This window comes from Streptomyces sp. MBT53 (genome assembly GCF_016654115.1).
In the GTDB taxonomy this organism is placed as follows: domain Bacteria; phylum Actinomycetota; class Actinomycetes; order Streptomycetales; family Streptomycetaceae; genus Streptomyces.
The window spans coordinates 20129-38195 of sequence record NZ_JAEQAZ010000083.1 but is presented as its reverse complement, the minus strand read 5'-3'; the positions used below and the strand labels follow the sequence as shown (position 1 = coordinate 38195).

The 18067-nt window shown below is 71.6% G+C and carries 14 protein-coding genes and 1 pseudogene; 7 read left to right on the top strand and 8 right to left on the bottom strand.

Going from position 1 to position 18067, the window contains the following annotated elements:
* Nucleotides 1-37 precede the first annotated feature (37 nt).
* On the bottom strand, nucleotides 38-1147 hold the full coding sequence (locus JHN45_RS27540) for a nitronate monooxygenase family protein (protein ID WP_201051051.1): 1110 nt from the start codon (nucleotides 1145-1147) through the stop codon (nucleotides 38-40).
* A gap of 86 nt (nucleotides 1148-1233) precedes the next feature.
* A complete protein-coding gene (locus JHN45_RS27535) occupies nucleotides 1234-2085 on the bottom strand; it encodes a helix-turn-helix transcriptional regulator (RefSeq protein WP_201051049.1) in 852 nt (283 codons plus the stop codon).
* Between the two features lie 87 nt (nucleotides 2086-2172).
* Here JHN45_RS27535 and JHN45_RS27530 point away from each other — a divergent pair, with 87 nt between their 5' ends.
* Nucleotides 2173-2967 (top strand): SDR family NAD(P)-dependent oxidoreductase, encoded by a 795-nt coding sequence (locus tag JHN45_RS27530; protein WP_201051047.1) that lies wholly within the window; start codon nucleotides 2173-2175, stop codon nucleotides 2965-2967.
* 24 nt (nucleotides 2968-2991) lie between these two features.
* On the opposite strand, the gene JHN45_RS27525 is transcribed toward JHN45_RS27530, so the two are convergent.
* From JHN45_RS27525 to JHN45_RS27505, 5 genes and pseudogenes are all read right to left on the bottom strand, one after another.
* Nucleotides 2992-4566: an NAD(P)/FAD-dependent oxidoreductase gene (locus tag JHN45_RS27525; protein ID WP_201051046.1), complete on the bottom strand. Its 1575-nt coding sequence runs from the start codon at nucleotides 4564-4566 to the stop codon at nucleotides 2992-2994.
* 80 nt (nucleotides 4567-4646) lie between these two features.
* Nucleotides 4647-5975, bottom strand: a pseudogene (locus tag JHN45_RS27520) (serine/threonine-protein kinase); the annotation flags it as partial.
* Complete coding sequence (locus tag JHN45_RS27515; protein WP_201051045.1) at nucleotides 5957-6895, bottom strand: oxygenase MpaB family protein; 939 nt, start codon at nucleotides 6893-6895, stop codon at nucleotides 5957-5959. The pseudogene JHN45_RS27520 and the gene JHN45_RS27515, both read right to left, overlap by 19 nt.
* Nucleotides 6896-6904: 9 nt before the next feature.
* Nucleotides 6905-8083, bottom strand: coding sequence for an acyl-CoA dehydrogenase family protein (locus tag JHN45_RS27510; RefSeq protein ID WP_200711841.1), 1179 nt, complete (start codon nucleotides 8081-8083; stop codon nucleotides 6905-6907).
* A gap of 109 nt (nucleotides 8084-8192) precedes the next feature.
* Complete coding sequence (locus tag JHN45_RS27505; protein WP_201051057.1) at nucleotides 8193-8558, bottom strand: ferredoxin; 366 nt, start codon at nucleotides 8556-8558, stop codon at nucleotides 8193-8195.
* A 156-nt stretch (nucleotides 8559-8714) separates the two neighbouring features.
* On the opposite strand from JHN45_RS27505, the gene ppk2 reads away from it, so the two are divergent.
* The 4 genes from ppk2 to JHN45_RS27485 all read left to right on the top strand — a co-directional run bounded on the left by ppk2 (nucleotide 8715) and on the right by JHN45_RS27485 (nucleotide 14763).
* Nucleotides 8715-9518 carry a polyphosphate kinase 2 gene (gene ppk2 / locus JHN45_RS27500; RefSeq protein ID WP_019069049.1) on the top strand — a complete coding sequence of 268 codons (804 nt, stop codon included), beginning with the start codon at nucleotides 8715-8717 and terminating at the stop codon, nucleotides 9516-9518.
* A 22-nt stretch (nucleotides 9519-9540) separates the two neighbouring features.
* Complete coding sequence (locus JHN45_RS27495) at nucleotides 9541-11286, top strand: sulfate permease (protein WP_201051044.1); 1746 nt, start codon at nucleotides 9541-9543, stop codon at nucleotides 11284-11286.
* Between the two features lie 232 nt (nucleotides 11287-11518).
* Nucleotides 11519-14260 (top strand): ricin-type beta-trefoil lectin domain protein, encoded by a 2742-nt coding sequence (locus JHN45_RS27490; protein WP_201051043.1) that lies wholly within the window; start codon nucleotides 11519-11521, stop codon nucleotides 14258-14260.
* Between the two features lie 47 nt (nucleotides 14261-14307).
* Nucleotides 14308-14763 carry an RpiB/LacA/LacB family sugar-phosphate isomerase gene (locus JHN45_RS27485; RefSeq protein ID WP_201051042.1) on the top strand — a complete coding sequence of 152 codons (456 nt, stop codon included), beginning with the start codon at nucleotides 14308-14310 and terminating at the stop codon, nucleotides 14761-14763.
* A gap of 13 nt (nucleotides 14764-14776) precedes the next feature.
* Here JHN45_RS27485 and JHN45_RS27480 read toward each other — a convergent pair whose 3' ends face one another.
* Nucleotides 14777-15676 carry a LysR substrate-binding domain-containing protein gene (locus JHN45_RS27480; RefSeq protein ID WP_200711838.1) on the bottom strand — a complete coding sequence of 300 codons (900 nt, stop codon included), beginning with the start codon at nucleotides 15674-15676 and terminating at the stop codon, nucleotides 14777-14779.
* A gap of 99 nt (nucleotides 15677-15775) precedes the next feature.
* On the opposite strand from JHN45_RS27480, the gene JHN45_RS27475 reads away from it, so the two are divergent.
* Nucleotides 15776-16894 carry a pyridoxal-phosphate dependent enzyme gene (locus JHN45_RS27475; protein WP_201051041.1) on the top strand — a complete coding sequence of 373 codons (1119 nt, stop codon included), beginning with the start codon at nucleotides 15776-15778 and terminating at the stop codon, nucleotides 16892-16894.
* Complete coding sequence (locus JHN45_RS27470) at nucleotides 16891-18048, top strand: ArgE/DapE family deacylase (RefSeq protein WP_201051040.1); 1158 nt, start codon at nucleotides 16891-16893, stop codon at nucleotides 18046-18048. The genes JHN45_RS27475 and JHN45_RS27470 overlap by 4 nt, the downstream gene beginning before the upstream one ends.
* The last annotated feature ends 19 nt before the right edge of the window (nucleotides 18049-18067 follow it).

Genomic DNA, 18067 nt, shown 5'->3' with positions numbered 1-18067 from the left:
TGTGTGGCCCCGCCCTGTGTGTTCTCCCCCTGTGTGCTCACTGGCCGCTCCTTCCGGCGATGCGGTTGATGCGGTCGACGGCCTGCTCGAAGCCGCGGGTGAGGTCGTCGAAGACGGCCTGGACACTGCGTTCGCTGTTCATGCGGCCGACGATCTGGCCGACGGGGGTGCCGAGCAGTGGTTCGACCTCGTACTTCTGGATGCGCGAGACGGCCTCGGCGACCAGCAGTCCCTGGAGTGGCATGGGGAGGGTGCCCGGACCGTCCGTGTCGTCCCAGGCGTCGGTCCACTCGGTGCGCAGTTGACGGGCCGGTTTCCCGGTCAGGGCGCGGGAGCGGACGGTGTCGCCGGACCCGGCGGCGAGCAGCTTGCGGGTCAGGGCCTCGGAGTGCATATCGGCCTCTGTGGTGGTCAGCCATATGGAGCCCAGCCACACACCTTGGGCGCCGAGACTGAGCGCGGCGGCCACCTGCGGTCCGCTGCCGATGCCGCCGGCGGCCAGCACGGGCAGTGGATCGACCGCCTCGACGACTTCTGGCGTGAGCACCATGGAGGCGATCTCGCCGGTGTGTCCGCCCGCCTCGTAGCCCTGGGCCACGACGATGTCGATGCCGCCCTCGGCGTGCTTGCGGGCGTGCCGGGCGCTGCCGGCGAGCGCGGCGACCAGTACGTCCTGGTCGTGGGCGCGGGCGACGACGTCGGCCGGCGGGGAGCCCAGCGCGTTGGCGAGCAGCTTGATCGGGTAGTCGAAGGCGACGTCGAGCTGGTTGCGGGCGACCTGTTCCATCCACCCGGTGATGCGCCAGCCGGACGCCTCGCCCTCGGCGAGTTCGGGCACGCCGTACTTGGCCAGGGTCTCGGTGACGAACCGCCGGTGCCCTTCCGGGATCATCGCCTCGACCTCGGCCTCGGTGACGCCCTCCACCTTCTTCGCGGGCATCACGACGTCGAGGCCGTACGGCATCCCCTCGACGTGCGCCTCGAGCCAGTCGAGGTCGCGTTTGAGGTCGTCGGGGGCGGTGTAGCGGACCGCGCCGAGCACTCCGAAACCGCCGGCCCTGCTGATGGCCGCGGCGACGGCGGGGAACGGCGTGAAGCCGAAAATGGCGTGCTCGACTCCCAGTCTCTTGCTCAACTCCGTCTGCATGGGCGCAGAATGCCGCAGTCCTCCGGACGACGGAAGAGCTTTTCTGATGCTCCGTCAGATTTCTTGCGGTGGTGTTTTCCGTGGCGTCAGCCGGATACGCCCATGCGCTGGGTGCCGATGACCGAGAGCAGGCGCAGTGCCTCGTCGGACCGCGAGCCCGGCGTGGCGGTGTAGACGACGACGCGCTGGTCCCGGTCGGTGATGTCCAGGGCGTCGCAGTTGACGGTGACCGGACCGACTGCGGGATGGTCGAAGGTCTTGCGCAGGGTGGGCTCCGGGGCCACCTCGTGGTCGGCCCACAGCCGGGTGAACTCGGCGCTGCCCGCCAGGAGTTCGTCGATCAACGCGGTCACCTCCGGGTCGTCCGGATAGCGGGCCGCGGCGGCGCGCAGCTGGGAGACCGAGTGGCGGGCGAACGCGTGGGAGTCCGAGACGCCGTACAGACGACGGCCGTCGGGATGCGGTCCCAGGAACGCGCGCCGGACCAGATTGCGGTCGCGGCGCGGTACGGCGGAGAAGTCCTCCATGAGGGCCGCGGCCAAGTCGTTCCAGGCGATGACCTCCAGCGTCGCCGAGGTCACGAACGCGGCGGCGAGGGGCAGCCGCTGGAGCAGATCGAGGATGCTCTGCCGGACCTCGCGCGAGGGTCCCGGCGCGGGTGCGGGCGGTGCCCCGGCGAGGTGGTGGAGGTGGTCGCGCTCGGCGTCCGACAGACGCAGGGCGCGGGCGAGCTGGGCCAGTACCTCGCGGGACGGATGAGGGCCGCGGGCCTGTTCGAGGCGTGCGTAGTACTCCGTGGAGATGTACGCCAGCTGCGCCACCTCCTCGCGGCGCAGCCCCGGCGTACGGCGGCGCGGGCCGCCGGGCAGGCCCACGTCGGCGGGGGTGATGCGCTCGCGCCTGCTGCGCAGGAAGTCCGCCAGTTGTCGTCGGTTCACCTGTCCAGTGTGCGCGTGCGCCGAGGTGCCGAGCCAGGTACAACCGGTGCCTGGATGGGCCCGGGGCGGGAACGCAGGCTCGACACCATGAACAACACACTTCACACACCACTTGCCGCCGGCACCGGTCTGCTCGACGACAAGGTCGCTTTCATCACCGGCGGCGGTCGCGGCATCGGCGCCGCCGCCGCGCGTCTCTTCGTCCGCGAAGGTGCCCGGGTGGTCCTCGCGGCGCGTACGGAGGGGCAGCTCAAGGCGGTCACCGAGGAGATCAGGGCGGCCGGCGGCACCGCGGACTACGTACTGTGCGACCTGGCCGACGGCGACAGTGTCCGAGCAGCCGTCGACCGGACCGTGGAGCTGTACGGCCGGCTCGACGTCGCCTTCAACAACGGTGCCACGATCCAGCCGCCCGGCCCGATGGACGAGCTGTCGGAAGCCGACTTCGACCGGGTCAGCGCCGTCAATCTCAAGGGCCCGTGGCTGGCCATGAAGGCCGAGATCGCCGCCATCCGCGCCACCGCCGGACGCGGCGCCATCGTCAACAACTCCAGCGTCGGCAGCCTCGCCGCCAACCCCGAGCTGCCCGTCTACGGCGCCGCCAAGCGAGCCGTCAACAGCCTCACCGCGTCGGCCGCCGCCACGTACGGCCGTGAGGGCATCCGCGTCAACGCGATCGCCCCCGGGCTGACCCTCACGGAGATGGTCGACGAGTGGGAACGGCAATCTCCCGGCGTCATCGACCGCATCTCGACCCTCAGCCCACTGGGCCGCCCCGCCGCCCCGGACGAGATCGCACAAGCGGCGGCGTGGCTGCTGAGCGACCGGGCGTCGTACGTGACCGGCGTGATTCTGCCGGTGGACGGGGGAGCACGGGCGTGAGGGGTCACTCACCGGCTCACTAACTCACTGACGGTCGCCCTCCAGCACCGCCATCGCCGCGTTGTGCCCCGGTACCCCGCTCACTCCCCCGCCGCGCACCGCGCCCGCCCCGCACAGCAGGACGTTCGCGTGCCGGGTCTCGACTCCCCAGCGGCCGGTGTCGTCCTGGGCGTAGGGCCAGGTCAGTTCGCGGTGGAAGATGTTGCCGCCGGGGAGTCTGAGGTCGCGCTCCAGGTCGAGGGGGGTCTTCGCCTCGATGCAGGGGCGGCCGTCCGCGTCGGTGGCGAGGCAGTCCGCGAGGGGTTCGGCGAGGTGGCTGTCCAGCTGGGCGAGGGTGGACTTGAGGAGTTCGCCGCGTACGGCGTCGTTGTCGCGTTCGAAGAGCCGGGCCGGGGTGTGGAGGCCGAAGAGGGTGAGGGTCTGGTAGCCGTCCTCGATCAGGTCCCGGCCGAGGATGCTCGGGTCGGTGAGGGAGTGGCAGTAGATCTCGGAGGGCGGTGCGGCGGGCAGTGAGCCGGCGGCTGCCTGGGCGTGCGCGGCGGCCAGTTGGTCGTAGCCCTCGGCGATGTGGAAGGTGCCGGCGAAGGCCTCGCGCGGGTCGACCGAGGTGTCGCGGAGTCTGGGCAGCCGCTTGAGCAGCATGTTCACCTTGAGCTGGGCGCCCTCGGCGGGGGCGGGCGGTTCGTCGCCGGTGAGGGCGGCCAGTTGCTGCGGGGAGGCGCCGACGAGGACGTGCCGGGCGGCCACGACGCCTTCGGTGTCGGCGGTGCGGTAGGTGATCTCGGCGGCGCGTCCGTCCGTGTCGATGCGGACGGCCTCGTGGCCGGTGGCGAGTACGGCGCCGGCGGTGCGCGCGGCGGTGGCCAGGGCGTCGGTGAGGGCGCCCATGCCGCCGACCGGGACGTCCCAGGCGCCGGTGCCGCCGCCGATCACGTGGTAGAGGAAGCAGCGGTTCTGCGCGAGGGAGGGGTCGTGGGCGTCGGCGAAGGTGCCGATCAGGGCGTCGGTGAGGACGACTCCCCGGACCAGGTCGTCGGTGAAGTTCTCCTCGATGGCGACGCCGATCGGCTCCTCGAAGAGCATCCGCCAGGCGTCCTCGTCGTCCACGCGGCGGCGAAGTTCGTCGCGGGTGGGGAGCGGTTCGGTGAGCGTGGGGAAGACCCTTTGCGCGAGGCGGCCGGTCATGCCGTAGAGCCGTTGCCAGGCCGCGTACTCGCTCTCGCCGCCGGTGAGGCGGGCGAAGGCGTCGCGGGTGCGGCGCTCGCCGCCGCCGACGAGGAGGCCGGTGGGACGGCCGCCGCGTTCGACGGGGGTGTACGACGAGATGGTGCGCCCACGGATGCGGAAGTCGAGGCCGAGGTCCCGCACGATCTTCTTGGGCAGCAGGCTGACCAGGTACGAGTACCGGGACAGCCGGGCGTCGACCCCGGCGAACGGGCGGGTCGACACGGCGGCGCCGCCCGTGCCGTCGAGGCGCTCCAGGACGAGCACGGAGCGCCCGGCCCGGGCCAGGTAGGCGGCGGCGACCAGGCCGTTGTGGCCGCCGCCGACGATGACGGCGTCGTACGTCCGATGTCCGGGTCCCTCGTGTGCAGGCATGGTTCTTCGTAACACGAGGTGATCTAGGTCGGCCAGAGCTGGGCACACGGTCGTCAGTGCCCGCCCGACGCCCGCCCCTGTCGTAGCACCGCCACCCGGCGGTACAGCTCGACCGCTTCCTGGTTGCGGCCGAGTTGTTCCAGGCAGTGGGCCTCGTCGTTGCGGCTGGCGAGGGTGTCGGGGTGGTCGGGGCCGAGGAGGTGGCCGCGTTCGGCGGCGACCGCGCGGTGCACCTCGCCGGCCTCCGCCCAGCGGCCGAGGCGGCCCAGGCTCAGGCCCGCGTTGTGGCGTCCGGCCAGCGCCTTGAGGGCCTCCGGGGGCGGCGCGGACGGTGACTCCGGCGCGGGTTCCGCCACGTGGCCGGTGGCCGGGCGGGCGATCCACTCGCCGGTGAGGCCGGCCCCGGCGTCCGGTGGGGTGGTGCGCAGTCCGGCGCCGGCCGCTTTGTGTCCGGTGGTCATCCCCCGCGTCCAGGACGGCAGTCGCGCCTCACGGGACACCGGTTCGGGCGAGGGCAGTTCGGGTCGCGGGGTCACAACTGTCGGCACGTACAGGGGAGTCGTACGGCCCATGGTGATGCGGCGGCCCAACTCGCGGGCGTCGTTCGGGCGTTGTTCGGGGAGTTTGGCGAGCAGGTCGAGGATGACCTTCTCCAGGTACTCGGGCAGTTCGGCGCGCTGGGCGCGGGGCGGCCGGGGCGGGGTGTCGCGGTGGCCGATGAGGATGGCCCAGGCGTCGCCGAGGTCGAACGGCGGTGCGCCGGTGGAGAGTTCGTACAGGACGCAGCCGAAGGAGTAGAGGTCGCTGCGCTGGTCGACCTCGGAGCCGCTGATCTGTTCCGGCGACATGTAGTGCGGGGTGCCCATCGCGATACCGGTGCCGGTCAGCCGGGAGGTGAAGCCGATGTCGGCGCCGAGACGGGCGATGCCGAAGTCGCAGATCTTCACCGTGCCGTCGGTCAGCCGCATGATGTTCGCGGGCTTCAGGTCCCGGTGCACGATGCCCTGTTGGTGGCAGTAGGCGAGGGCGGAGGCGACCTGCTCGGCGATGTCGACGACGTCGGCGACGGGCAGCGGGTGCTGCTGGTTGTCCTCCAGGAGCTGGCAGAGATTGCGGCCGTCGAGGAGTTCCATCACCAGGAAGAGGACGCCGTCGGACTCGCCGAAGTCGTGGACGACGGTCACCCCGCGGTGCTGGAGCGCCGCGGCGACCCGGGCCTCGCGCCGGAACCGCTCGCGCAGGACGCGGGTGAACGACTGGTCGTGGTGCGGGTTCAGCGGCTTGAGGCACTTCACGGCGACATGGCGCCCCAGCGACTCGTCCCGCGCGCGCCACACCTCGCCCATGCCGCCGCGCCCGATCAGGTCGAGCAGCCGGTAGCGGCCCTGGATCAGCCTGCTGTCCCCCATCTCCCGCGATCGCCCCCGTCGGTGTTCGTCCTGCCCTCCCCTGGCTCGTCCAGTATGGCGAGCGATCGTCCGACTTTGTACGGGGCTGGCCGGGACCCGGGGCCGAGCCGTGACATGGCACGGATGATGTGCTTGGGCGGGAGTTGCCAGCGCACATGGGCGGGAACGCAGCGCAACAGGGTGCCGGTGGCGCGCAGTCGCCTGGTGACGGTGGCGGGCGCGGGGGCCGGTCTGCCGTACAGCTGGTGGGCGTACGGCGGCAGGGAGGCGTACGCCAGGTGTGCCACGCGCCGCCAGAGCAGCTCGCGCGCCGGGACGAGGAGGGGGTGCGTCGGCGGGCGGAGCAGGAAGTCGTCCACCTCGCGTGCCTCGGGTCCGGCGGCGAGCGCGGGCCCGATCTGCTCGAAGTAGGCGGCGAGTTCGGCCCGGTCGCCCGGTACGGCGGCGGGGTCGAGGCCCACCAGGCGGGCGCTTTCCCGGTGTTCGGCGAGGTAGCGGTCGGCCTGGGCGTCGGTGAGGCGGAACCCGGAGCGGCGCAGCACGTCCAGATACGAGTCGACCTCGGCGCAGTGCACCCACAGCAGCAGTTCGGGTTCGTCGATTCCGTACCGCTCGCCCGTGTCCGGGTCGGTCGCCCCGAGCATGCTGTGGATCTTCCGCACCCGGGCGCCCGCCTTCTCGGCGGCCTCGGTGGTGCCGTAGGTGAGGGTGCCGACGAAGTTCGCGATGCGCATCAGCCGGCCCCAGGCGTCGCGCCGGAAGTCCGAGTTCTGCATGACTCCGCGGACGGCTCGGGGGTGGAGGGCCTGGAGGTAGAGCGCGCGGACGCCGGCGACCCACATCATGGGGTCGCTGTGAACCTGCCATGCCACGGAATCCGGCCCGAACAGCCCCGGATCGCCCGTCCCAGGGGCACCCATGTCCGCAGGCTAGCGCCGTACCCTCGGCATTCCCAGACCGATCCACGAGATGATCTCGCGCTGGATCTCGTTGTTGCCGCCGCCGAAGGTGAAGATCACGGCGGAGCGGTAGCCGCGTTCCAGTTCGCCGTGCAGGACGGCGCCCGCGGAACCCTCCTTCAGGGCACCCGCGGCGGCGACGATCTCCATGAGCCAGGCGTAGGCGTCGCGGCGGGCCTCGGAGCCGTAGACCTTGACGGCGGAGGCGTCCTGGGGGGTGAGGGTGCCTTCCTGGACGGCGTTCACCATCTGCCAGTTGAGGAGTTTCATCGCGTCGAGCCGGGCGTGGGTGCGGGCGAGGAGGCGGCGGACCCAGGGGAGGTCGACGACGCGGCGGCCGTCGGCGAGTTTGGTCTCCATGGCCCAGTGCTGGACGTCGTGCAGGGCGCGGATGGCCATGGTGCCGTGGGCGGCGAGGGTGACGCGTTCGTGGTTGAGCTGGTTGGTGATCAGGCGCCAGCCCTGGTTCTCCTTGCCGACGCGACGGGTGACCGGGACGCGGATGTTCTCGTAGTAGCTGGCGGTGGTGTCGTGCGAGGCGAGGGTGTTGATCACCGTGCAGGTGTAGCCGGGGTCGGCGGTCGGTACGAGCAGCATGGTGATGCCCTTGTGCGGCGGGGCGTCCGGGTCGGTGCGGGTGGCCAGCCACACCCAGTCGGCGGTGTCGCCGTTGGTGGTCCAGATCTTCTGCCCGTCGACGACGTATTCGTCGCCGTCCCGTACGGCCCGCGTCTTCAGGGCGGCAAGATCCGTGCCCGCCTCCGGCTCGCTGTAACCGATCGCGAAGTCGATCTCGCCGGAGAGGATCTTCGGAAGGAAATACGCCTTCTGTTCGTCGGTGCCGAACTGCATGATCGTCGGGCCCACGGTGTTGAGTGCCATCAGCGGCAGCGGTACGCCGGCCTGCGCGGCCTCGTCGAAGAAGATGAACTGCTCCATCGGCGTCAGCCCGCGCCCGCCGTACTCCTCGGGCCAGCCGACACCGAGCCAGCCGTCCGTGCCGAGCCGGCGGACGGTCTCGCGGTAGAAGCGTTTCTGGGCGGCCGGGTCGGCGTAGCGGGAGTAGGCGTGGTCGGGCACCAACTCTGCGAAGTAGGCGCGCAGTTCGGTGCGCAGCCGCTGCTGCTCGGGCGTGTATTCGAGATGCACGGCGCCTCCAGGCTCCCAAGGCCGGTCCTGACGGCGCACACCGTAGAACGTGTTCCAGAAATTGGGAATGGCGAGGCGGCGATGCCTGCGAAGAGGGCGCCCGCGCCCGTCAGTTCAGCGTCGCCAGGAACTCCGCGCAGGCCCGCGCGCACTCCCGGCAGGCCTGGGCGTCCGCCTCCGCGCCCGGCCGCTCGTCGAAGAGCTGGGCGCATTCCAGGCAGACGAGCAGGCACCACTTGGCCTGGAGGCGGAGGGTGGGCTCGTCCTGGAGGTTCTGTTCGGCGAGCATGCGGCAGGTCGCGTCGCAGACCTCCGCGCACCACAGCGCCTTCTGCCGTACGCGTGCCTCGTGGTCGGTGGCGTCCGGATCCGTGCGGCTGACGCGCAGCACGCAGGCCCGCGCGCACGCGGTGCAGGCCTGGGCGCAGGCGAAGCGGTCCTCCAGAAAACGGACGAGTTCCTGTTGGGTCGTCATCGCTGTCACGCGGTTCGGGTTGCCGCCGCCGGCCGTCGCAAACCCGGCGGGCGGGTGCCCGGGGGTGCGCGGGAGCGCGGCGATCAGTACGGTGCTGTCCAGGTGTTCGACCTTGGACACGGGAGACTCCGCACGTCATCGAGGGGTTGAGGCGGCATGGCCGGCAAGAAGGCGGCAAAGCTGCCGCGCGCGACGTACGAGACCGAACTGCTGCGGCTGCAGACGGAGTTGGTGAAGCTCCAGGAGTGGGTGCGGGCCGAGGGGACCCGGCTGGTGATCGTCTTCGAGGGCCGGGACGCGGCGGGCAAGGGCGGCACCATCAAGCGGGTCGCGGAGCACCTCAATCCGCGCGTCGCCCGGATCGCCGCGCTGCCGAAGCCGACCGACCGGCAGCGCACCCAGTGGTACTTCCAGCGGTACGTCGAGCATCTGCCGGCCGCCGGGGAGATCGTGCTGTTCGACCGGTCCTGGTACAACCGGGCCGGCGTCGAGCGGGTGATGGGCTTCTGCTCCAAGGAGGAGTACCAGCTGTTCCTGCGCCAGTGCCCGATCTTCGAGCGGATGCTCGTGGAGGACGGGATCGTGCTGCGCAAGTACTGGTTCTCGGTGAGCGACGCCGTACAGCAGGACCGGTTCCGGCGCCGGCTGGAGGATCCGCTGCGCCGCTGGAAGCTGTCCCCGATGGACCTGGAGTCGATCACCCACTGGGAGGACTACTCGCGGGCCAAGGACGAGATGCTGGTGCACACCGATGTCTCGGAGGCCCCCTGGTACGTCGTCGAGAGCGACGACAAGCGCCGGGCCCGGCTGAACATGATCGCCCATCTGCTCGACTCGCTCCCGTACCACGAGGTGGCGCCGCCGGTCCTGGAACTCCCGCCCCGCCCGCCGTCCACCGGCTACGAGCGCCCGCCGCGCGATCTGCAGACCTACGTCCCGGACCACGCGGCGAGCCTCTGAAGCGGGCGGATCGAGGAACACCGTGTCCCACAGCCCGGGCGGGCGCCGCGTGGAGTGGCGGCGCCTGACGCCCGGAATCGCCGCGCTGGCCGGATACCGGCGGTCCTGGCTGCGCGGCGACCTGCTGGCCGGTGTCACGGTCGCCGCGTATCTCGTGCCGCAGGTGATGGCGTACGCCGGGGTCGCCGGGCTGCCCCCGGTGGCCGGCCTGTGGGCGATCCTCCCCGCACTCGCCCTGTACTCGGTGCTGGGCTCGTCCCGGCTGCTGTCCGTGGGCCCCGAGTCGACGACCGCGCTCATGACGGCGACCGTGGTGGGCCCCCTCGCGGCCGGCGACCCGAGCCGCTACGCCACCCTCGCCGCCGCCCTCGCGGCCACGGTCGGCCTGCTCTGCCTGGCCGCGTGGGCGGTACGCCTGGGCTTCGTCGCCGATCTCCTCTCCCGCCCGGTGCTGATCGGCTATCTGGCGGGCGTCGCCCTGATCATGATCGTGGACCAGCTGCCCAAGCTCACCGGGGTGCCGACGACAGGCTCCGCCTTCTTCCCCCAACTCTGGTCCTTCCTACGGCACTTGGACCGCCTCCACGCACCCACCCTGCTGTTCGCCGCCGTCCTGCTCGCGTTCCTGTTCACGGTGGCGCGCCTGTCCAAGGCGGTGCCCGGTCCCCTGCTGGCGGTGGTGCTCGGCACGGCGGCCGTTGCGGTCCTCGACCTCGACGACCGGTACGGCATCAAGGTGATCGGCCAGGTCCCGGCGGGACTTCCCACGGTCGGCCTGCCCGACCTCACCGAACTCCCCCACCTGGTGCTGCCCGCCCTCGGTGTCCTGCTCGTCGCCTACACCGACTTCATCCTCACCGCCCGCGCCTTCACCGGCGGCGACGAGGACGAGGGCCCCGGTCTCGACGCCGACCAGGAGTTCCTGGCGCTGGGCGCGGCCAACATCGGTGCCGGTGTCCTGCACGGCTTCCCGGTGAGCAGCAGTGCGAGCCGCACCGCGCTCGCGTCCTCCACGGGCGCCCGCAGCCAGGCGTACTCACTGGTCGCCGGAGCGGTGGTCCTCGCGGTCCTCCTCTTCCTGAGCCCCCTGCTGTCCCGCACCCCCTCGGTGGTGCTCGGCGCCCTCGTCGTCTACGCGGCCGTCCGCATGATCGACCTCTCCGGCTTCCACCGCCTCGCCACGTTCCGCCGCCGCGAACTCCTCCTCGCCCTGGGCTGCCTGGCCGGAGTCCTCGCCCTGGACATCCTCTACGGCGTGATCGTCGCCGTGGGCCTGTCGGTGGCCGAACTCCTCACCCGGGTGGCCCGCCCGCACGACGCCGTCGAGGGCCTGGTCCCCGGTGTGGCCGGCATGCACGACGTGGACGACTACCCGCAGGCCCGCACCGTCCCCGGCCTGCTGGTCTACCGCTACGACTCACCGCTCTTCTTCGCCAACGCGGAGAACTTCCGCCGCCGCGCGCTGGCCGCGGTCGACCAACAGGCGGTCCCCGTACGGTGGTTCGTCCTCAACGCCGAGGCCAATGTGGAGGTGGACATCACCGCCCTGGACGCGGTCGACGAGCTCCGCCGCGAACTCGCCCACAGGGGCGTGGTGTTCGCCCTGGCCCGGGTGAAGCAGGATCTCCGCGTCGACCTGGAGGCGTACGGGCTGGTGGACTCGGTCGGCGAGGACCACATCTTCCCCACCCTGCCGACGGCGGTGGCCGCGTACCGGGAGTGGAGCGGAGGGTCCGCCGGTCAGGAAACGGCCGATTCGGCGCCGTAGCAGGCGAGTTGGCCGGAAGAGCGCTGCCCGGATCACTGGTCCGCACTTCAACAGGTGTAGACCCTTGACTCCAATTCAACACGTCCCCACACTGTCGCACAAACCTCCACGGACAGCTCCGTCAGCCCTGTCGGCTTGTGTTGAGAGCGCTCTCCGAAGCTGTCCTCACCCCCCGCTGGAGAAGGACGACACCGTGCGAAGAACCTTGAGGCACCTCCTGCCCTTGTGGGTCATGGCGCTTGTCGCCGCCCTCTGTTCGGTCGGCGCGCAGCCGGCCCAGGCCGCCGCGGCGGCGGCGGCCACCACCATCACCGTGGACGGCGGCCAGAGCGGCCGGACGTTCGACGGGATCGGCGCGATCAGCGGCGGCGGGGGCAACTCCCGGCTGCTGCGCGACTATCCGGCCGCCCAGCGCTCACGGATCCTGGACTACCTGTTCAAGCCGGGCTACGGCGCGAACCTGCAGTTGCTGAAGCTGGAGATCGGCGGCGACGCCAACTCCACCGACGGCTCCGAGCCGTCCATCGAGCACACCAAGGGGCAGATCAACTGCGATGCCGGATACGAGTTCTGGCTCGCCGAGCAAGCCAAGTCCCGTAACCCCGACATCAAGTTGTACGGTCTGGCCTGGGCCGCCCCGGGCTGGATCAGCGGCGGGTTCTGGTCCACCGACACCATCGACTACCTGATCTCCTGGCTGGGTTGCGCCAAGCAGCACGGCCTGACGATCAGTTACCTCGGCGGCTGGAACGAACGCGGCCACGACGTCAACTGGTACATCCAGCTGCGGTCCGCGCTCGACAGCGCCGGATACGGCTCCGTGCAGATCGTCGGCGACGACTCGGGCTGGAGCGTCGCGGACGACATGGCGAGCAACTCCGCGTTCGACAACGCCGTTTCGGTCATCGGCGCCCACTACCCCTGCGCGGGCGGCGACGGCGGCAGCGCCGACACCTGCTCCAGCAGCACCACGGCGAAGAACAACGGCAAACCGCTGTGGGCGTCGGAGAACGGCTCCCTCGACATGGACTCCGGCGCCCCGGCGCTGATCCGTTCGATCGTGCGCGGTTATGTGGACGCCCGGATGACCGCCTACCTCAACTGGCCGCTCGTCGCGGCCATTTACCCCAACCTGCCGTTCAGCACCGTCGGCCTGGCCACCGCGAACTCACCCTGGTCCGGCGACTACGCGATCGGCGAGGACACCTGGGCGACCGCGCAGGTCACCCAATTCGCGCAGCCCGGTTGGAAGTTCGTGGACTCCGCGTCGGGCTACCTCGGCGGTACCGAGTCCAACGGCACCTACGCGACGCTGAAGTCGCCGAACGGGTCCGACTACTCCACGGTCCTGGAGACCACCACCGCGACCGCGGCTCAGACGGTCGACGTGCAGGTGCGCGGCGGTCTGTCCACGGGCGCGGTGCACGTGTGGGCGACCCGGGTGAACAGCCCCAGCCCGGCGACCGACTTCGTGCACACGCAGGACATCACCCCGACCGGCGGGGCGTACTCGCTGACGCTGCAGCCGGGCTGGATCTACACGGTCACCACGACCACAGGGCAGGGCAAGGGCACCGCCACCGCGCCCGCCACACACGCCCTCGCGCTGCCGTACACCGACACCTTCGACAGCTACGCCACCGGCGCCGAGGCCACGTATCTCTCCGACATGCAGGGCGCGTTCGAGGCACGTCCGTGCGCCGACGGCCGGTCGGGGCAGTGTGTGCAGCAGGTGACCCCGGTCAAGCCGATCGAGTGGCAGGACGACTCCGACGCCTTCTCGCTGCTCGGCGACCCGACGTGGACCGACTACACCGTCAAGGTCGACGTGAACCTCCAACAGGCCGGTACGGTCGAGTTGTTGGGCCGCGCCAACACCCAGAACCGGCCGCAGAGCCACCAGGCCGCCTATCTGCTCCGGGTCAGCGACACCGGCACCTGGTCCATCGTCAGAAGCTCGGCGGCCGGCACCCTGACCACCCTGCTCTCCGGAACCCGGGCCGCGCTCGGCACCCACGCCTGGCACACGCTCTCCCTCGGCTTCTCCGGCGACCGGATCACGGCCACCGCCGACGGCACCAACCTCGGTGCCACGGACGACAGTTCGTACGCGGCCGGACAGATCGGCCTCGGGGCGGTGGGCTACCAGACCGACCAGTTCGACCGTCTGTCCGTCACCGCGAACCCGCCGGGCAACCACGCCGGAATCCTCAAGGGCCGCCAGTCCGGCCTGTGCGCAGACGTCCCCGGGGCGAGCCGGACCAACGGCACCCAACTCGCCCTCTGGGACTGCAACGGCGCCGCGAACCAGGCCTGGACGCTGACCCCGGCCGGCCAACTCACCGTCTACGACGGCACGAAGTGCCTGGACGCCAAGGGCGGCGCCACCGCCGACGGCACGCCGGTGCAGCTCTACGACTGCGACGGCACCGCCGCCGAGAAGTGGACCGTGAACAGCGACGGCTCGGTGGTCAACCCCGCCTCGGGCAAGTGCCTGGACGCCACCGCCGGGGGCACCACCCCGGGCACCCTGCTGGAGCTGTGGACCTGCACCGGCGGCACCAACCAGAGCTGGCAGCGCGGCGCGGTCTCGGGCCCCCTCAAGGGCCAGGAATCCGGCCGCTGCGTCGACGTCCCCGGCGCCAACCAGGCCAACGGCACCAGGCCCGCCCTGTGGGACTGCAACGGCGGCACCCACCAGACCTGGACCTCCACCGCCACCAACCAGCTGACCGTCTACGACTCCAAGTGCCTCGAGGTCACCGGCGGTGCCACCGCCGACGGCAGCCCGGTGGAGATCTGGGACTGCAACGGCGGCGCCCACCAGCAGTGGCGGGTGCGCTCCGACGGCAGTGTCGTCAACGTGGGTTCCGGCAAGTGCCTGGACGCGGTCGGCCACGGCACGGCCAACAGCACGGCGCTGGAGATCTGGACCTGCACGGGCGGCGCCAACCAGAACTGGCGCCGGGACTAGCACCGTCGGAATGGCATAGGACCCGTCCGCTGAGTAGCCTCCGGGACATGCGGATCTCTGTTTCCTCGGACATGGACGAACCCGTGGCGCGCGCCCTCGTAGCGGAGCTGCGCGAGCGCGGTCACGAGGTGCTGACGCACGGGGCGCTGCGGCCCGGGGACGACCCGCAGTGGGCGGTCTGCTCGGAGGCGGCCGCCCGCGAGGTCGCCGCCGGGACCGCGGACCAGGCGGTCGTGTGCTGCTGGACCGGCACGGGCGCGTCGATCGCCGCGAACAAGGTCGCGGGCGTACGGGCGGCGCTGTGCACGGACGCCTACACGGCGGACGGCGCGCGCCGCTGGAACGACGCCAACGTGCTGGCGCTCGGTCTGCGCCTGACGTCCGAGCCGCTGCTCAAGGAGATCCTCGACGCCTGGTTCGCGGCGGAGCCGAGCCCGGACGCCGACGACCGGGAGAACGTGGCCCGCGTCGGCCGGCTCGACCTGAACAGGACCGCTCCGTAAGCGAGTTCGCGTACTAGGACGCGATGGCCTGCCGGAGTGCCTCGCGGCAGGCCGTGATGGCGGGATGGGGGCCGCGTCCGCTGCGTACGGCGGTGAACAGGGAGCGGGTGCGATGGCCCTCGGGGAGTTCCCGCAGCGCGACTGCGGGAGGGCGGCCGTTCCACGCGAGGTCCGGCAACAGGGCGGCGGCATGGCCCAGTTCGGCCAGTCGCAGGTGCAGCACCAGGTCGGCGGACTCGAAGCGCACATCGGGTTCGAAGCCCGCGGTGCGGCACAGTGCGGTGGCCCAGTGCCGGGCGGGTGAGCCCACGTGTTCCATCACCCAGGGGTGGTCGGCCAGCGCCCGGAGCGCGTCCATCGGGCCGGTGTCCCGGTCGACGGGTCTCGGGGTGGCCAGCCGCAGTGGGTCCTCGCAGAGGGGTTCGTGTTCGAGTTCGGCGGGCCGGGGATGCGGGTTGCCCGGGTACTCCTCGGTGATGACGAGGTCGAAGTCGCGGGCGAGGAGTGCGGGCAGCGCCTCGCTCGGCTCGGCCTGGGCGACCTCGACCCGCAGCCGGGGGTGGGCGTCGCGCAGCAGTGTCAGCGCGGTGGGCACCAGGGCGAGGGCCGCGGTCTGGAAGGAGGCGATGCGCAGCGTGCCGGTGAGATCGGTGAGGGAGGTGGCGATGTCCGCCTCGGCCTCCTCCAGCCGCTTGAGCACGGCCTCGGTGTGCGCGACGAGGATCTCCGCCTGCGGGGTGAGCCGCACCCGGCGCCCCACGGGCACCAGCAGTGGGACGCCGACCTCGGATTCGAGCTGCGAGAGCTGCTGGGAGACGGCCGAGGGGCTGTACGACAGCGCGGCGGCGACGGCGGCCAGCGTGCCGCGGTGCTTCAGCTCGCGCAGGAGGCGCAGTCGGTGCAGGTCGAACATCACCGGCCTCCGCCCGTGAGGTATTCATCAGTTTTTCTGACGCATACTGTTCGAAAAGATGTGCTGGACTAATCATACGATTGATCAGACGCTGATCATGTGCCCAAGACCTCTCTCCTCTCCGGCAGCTCCGCCCCGCGCCGTCTGCCCTGGTACGTCAGATCCGTCGCCCGGACCTGGACCTGCGCGCCGCCTCCGGCCGAGGTGCGGGACTTCCACGCCGGACTGCCCGGCTACGCACCCACTCCCCTGACCGAACTCCCCTCCCTCGCAGTCGAGTTGGGGGTGGGGCGGGTGCTCGTCAAGGACGAGTCCGCGCGCCTGGGGCTACCGGCCTTCAAGGCACTGGGCGCGTCCTGGGCGATCCACCGGGTGCTGGCCGGGCGGAGGGACGGCGGCCCGGTACGCCTGGTCACCGCCACCGACGGCAATCACGGCCGGGCCGTGGCCCGGATGGCGCGGCTGTTCGGGCAGCACGCCAAGGTCTTCGTGCCACGGGGCGTCCACCCGGCGGCCGTGACCGCCATCGAGGACGAGGGCGCGGACGTGGTCCTCGTTCCCGGCGACTACGACGAAGCCGTGCGCCGGGCGGCCGAGGCGGCGACGGGCAGGCCGGAGTGCGTGCTCGTGCAGGACACCGGCTGGCCCGGCTACGAGCGGATCCCCGGCTGGATCGTCGAGGGCTACTCCACCCTGTTCGCCGAGATCGACGAGCAGTTGGGCACCGGGACGCCGGGCCTGGTGGTCGTTCCGGCGGGCGTGGGCTCCCTCGCGCAGGCCGCCGTCACGCACTACCGCAGTCGGTGGGACGGGGCCGCCGCGACCGCGTTGTTGTCGGTGGAGCCGGTTGCCGCGGCTTGTGTACTGGCCAGCCTCGGCCGTGGGGAAGAGGTCAGTGTGCCGACGGGCGACACCACCATGGCCGGTCTCAACTGCGGCACCGTCTCCAGCCTGGCCTGGCCCCTGCTGCGCGACGGTCTGGACGCCGCCGTCGCGGTCACGGACGCCGACAGCGCGGACGCCGCCCGCGCCCTCGCCGCCGCCGGTGTCTCGGCGGGCCCCTGCGGCGCGGCCTCGCTCGCGGGTGCCCGCGCCGCGCTGACCGGAGAGGGCGCCGTCGGACGCCGTAGAGCCCTGGGCGTCGGTTCCGACTCGACCGTGGTGCTGCTGAGCACCGAGGGCACGGCCGCCAATCCCTACGCGGAGGAGCAGCGATGACGCGGAAGTCCGAAGTACTCGATCCCGTACGGCTGTTGGAGCGGCTGGTCGCGGTCGACTCCGTCAACCCGGGGCTCTCGGACTCGGGTGCGGGGGAAGGGGCGATCGCCGACCTGTGCGCGGACTGGCTCGGCGCGCGCGGGTTCGAGGTGCACCGGCTGGAGCGGGACCCGGGCCGTCCGTCGCTCGTCGCGATCGCCCGGGGCACCGGAGGCGGCCGTTCGCTGATGCTCAACGGGCATCTCGACACCGTGGGTCTGGGCGGCTACGAGGGCGAGCCGCTCAGCCCCCGGATCGAGGACGGGAGGCTGTACGGGCGGGGGGCCTGCGACATGAAGGGCGGTGTCGCGGCCATGATGATCGCCGCCGCCCGGGCCACCGCGCGGGGACCGTTGCGCGGTGATGTGCTGCTCGCCTGTGTCGCCGACGAGGAGAACGCAAGTGCCGGTACGGAGGAGGTACTTGAGTCGTTCACCGCCGACGCGGCGATCGTCACCGAGCCGAGCCGGCTCCAAGTGATCCTCGCCCACAAGGGGTTCGTCTGGTTCGACGTGATCGTGCACGGGCGCGCCGCCCACGGGTCACAGCCCGGCCTGGGCATCGACGCCATCGCCAAAGCCGGTCATTTCCTCGTGGCCGTCGAGGAGTTGGGCCGCCGCCTCGCCGCTGGCGAAGGGCACCCGAGGCTCGGTTCCGGCACCGTGCACGCCTCCGTCATCCACGGCGGCGAGGAGCCCTCGACCTACCCGGCGCAGTGCCGGATCACTCTCGAACGGCGGACCGTGCCGGGCGAGGACGCCGACACCGTCCAGGCGGAGTTGACCGCGATCCTCGACCAACTCGCCGCCACCGTCCCGGACTTCAGCTACGAGCTGCGGCGCGGTCTGCACCGCGAGCCGTTCGAGGGGGATCCGGACCAGCCCGTCGTCCGCACGCTGCTGCGACACGCGCGGTCCGTCCTCGGGCACACACCCGCCGTGCTCGCCGAGCCGTACTGGACGGACTGCGCCCTCCTGGACCGGGCCGGGATCCCCTGTCTGCTCTTCGGGGCCGACGGCGCGGGAGCCCACGAGGCCCTCGAATGGGCCGACATCGCCTCCCTGCACCGGCTGACCGACATCCTCACCGACACCGTCACGGACTTCTGTTCCTGACGGCCTCGCGGGTGCCGCC

Excerpts from the sequence above, each read along its gene's own strand:
- JHN45_RS27505 (WP_201051057.1), bottom strand. The coding sequence starts at position 8,558 with ATGACGACCCAACAGGAACTCGTCCGTTTTCTGGAGGACCGCTTCGCC.
- ppk2 (WP_019069049.1), top strand. The coding sequence starts at position 8,715 with ATGGCCGGCAAGAAGGCGGCAAAGCTGCCGCGCGCGACGTACGAGACC.
- JHN45_RS27480 (WP_200711838.1), bottom strand. The coding sequence starts at position 15,676 with ATGTTCGACCTGCACCGACTGCGCCTCCTGCGCGAGCTGAAGCACCGC.
- JHN45_RS27490 (WP_201051043.1), top strand. The coding sequence starts at position 11,519 with ATGGCGCTTGTCGCCGCCCTCTGTTCGGTCGGCGCGCAGCCGGCCCAG.
- JHN45_RS27485 (WP_201051042.1), top strand. The coding sequence starts at position 14,308 with ATGCGGATCTCTGTTTCCTCGGACATGGACGAACCCGTGGCGCGCGCC.
- JHN45_RS27515 (WP_201051045.1), bottom strand. The coding sequence starts at position 6,895 with ATGGGTGCCCCTGGGACGGGCGATCCGGGGCTGTTCGGGCCGGATTCC.
- JHN45_RS27525 (WP_201051046.1), bottom strand. The coding sequence starts at position 4,566 with ATGCCTGCACACGAGGGACCCGGACATCGGACGTACGACGCCGTCATC.
- JHN45_RS27530 (WP_201051047.1), top strand. The coding sequence starts at position 2,173 with ATGAACAACACACTTCACACACCACTTGCCGCCGGCACCGGTCTGCTC.
- JHN45_RS27540 (WP_201051051.1), bottom strand. The coding sequence starts at position 1,147 with ATGCAGACGGAGTTGAGCAAGAGACTGGGAGTCGAGCACGCCATTTTC.
- JHN45_RS27470 (WP_201051040.1), top strand. The coding sequence starts at position 16,891 with ATGACGCGGAAGTCCGAAGTACTCGATCCCGTACGGCTGTTGGAGCGG.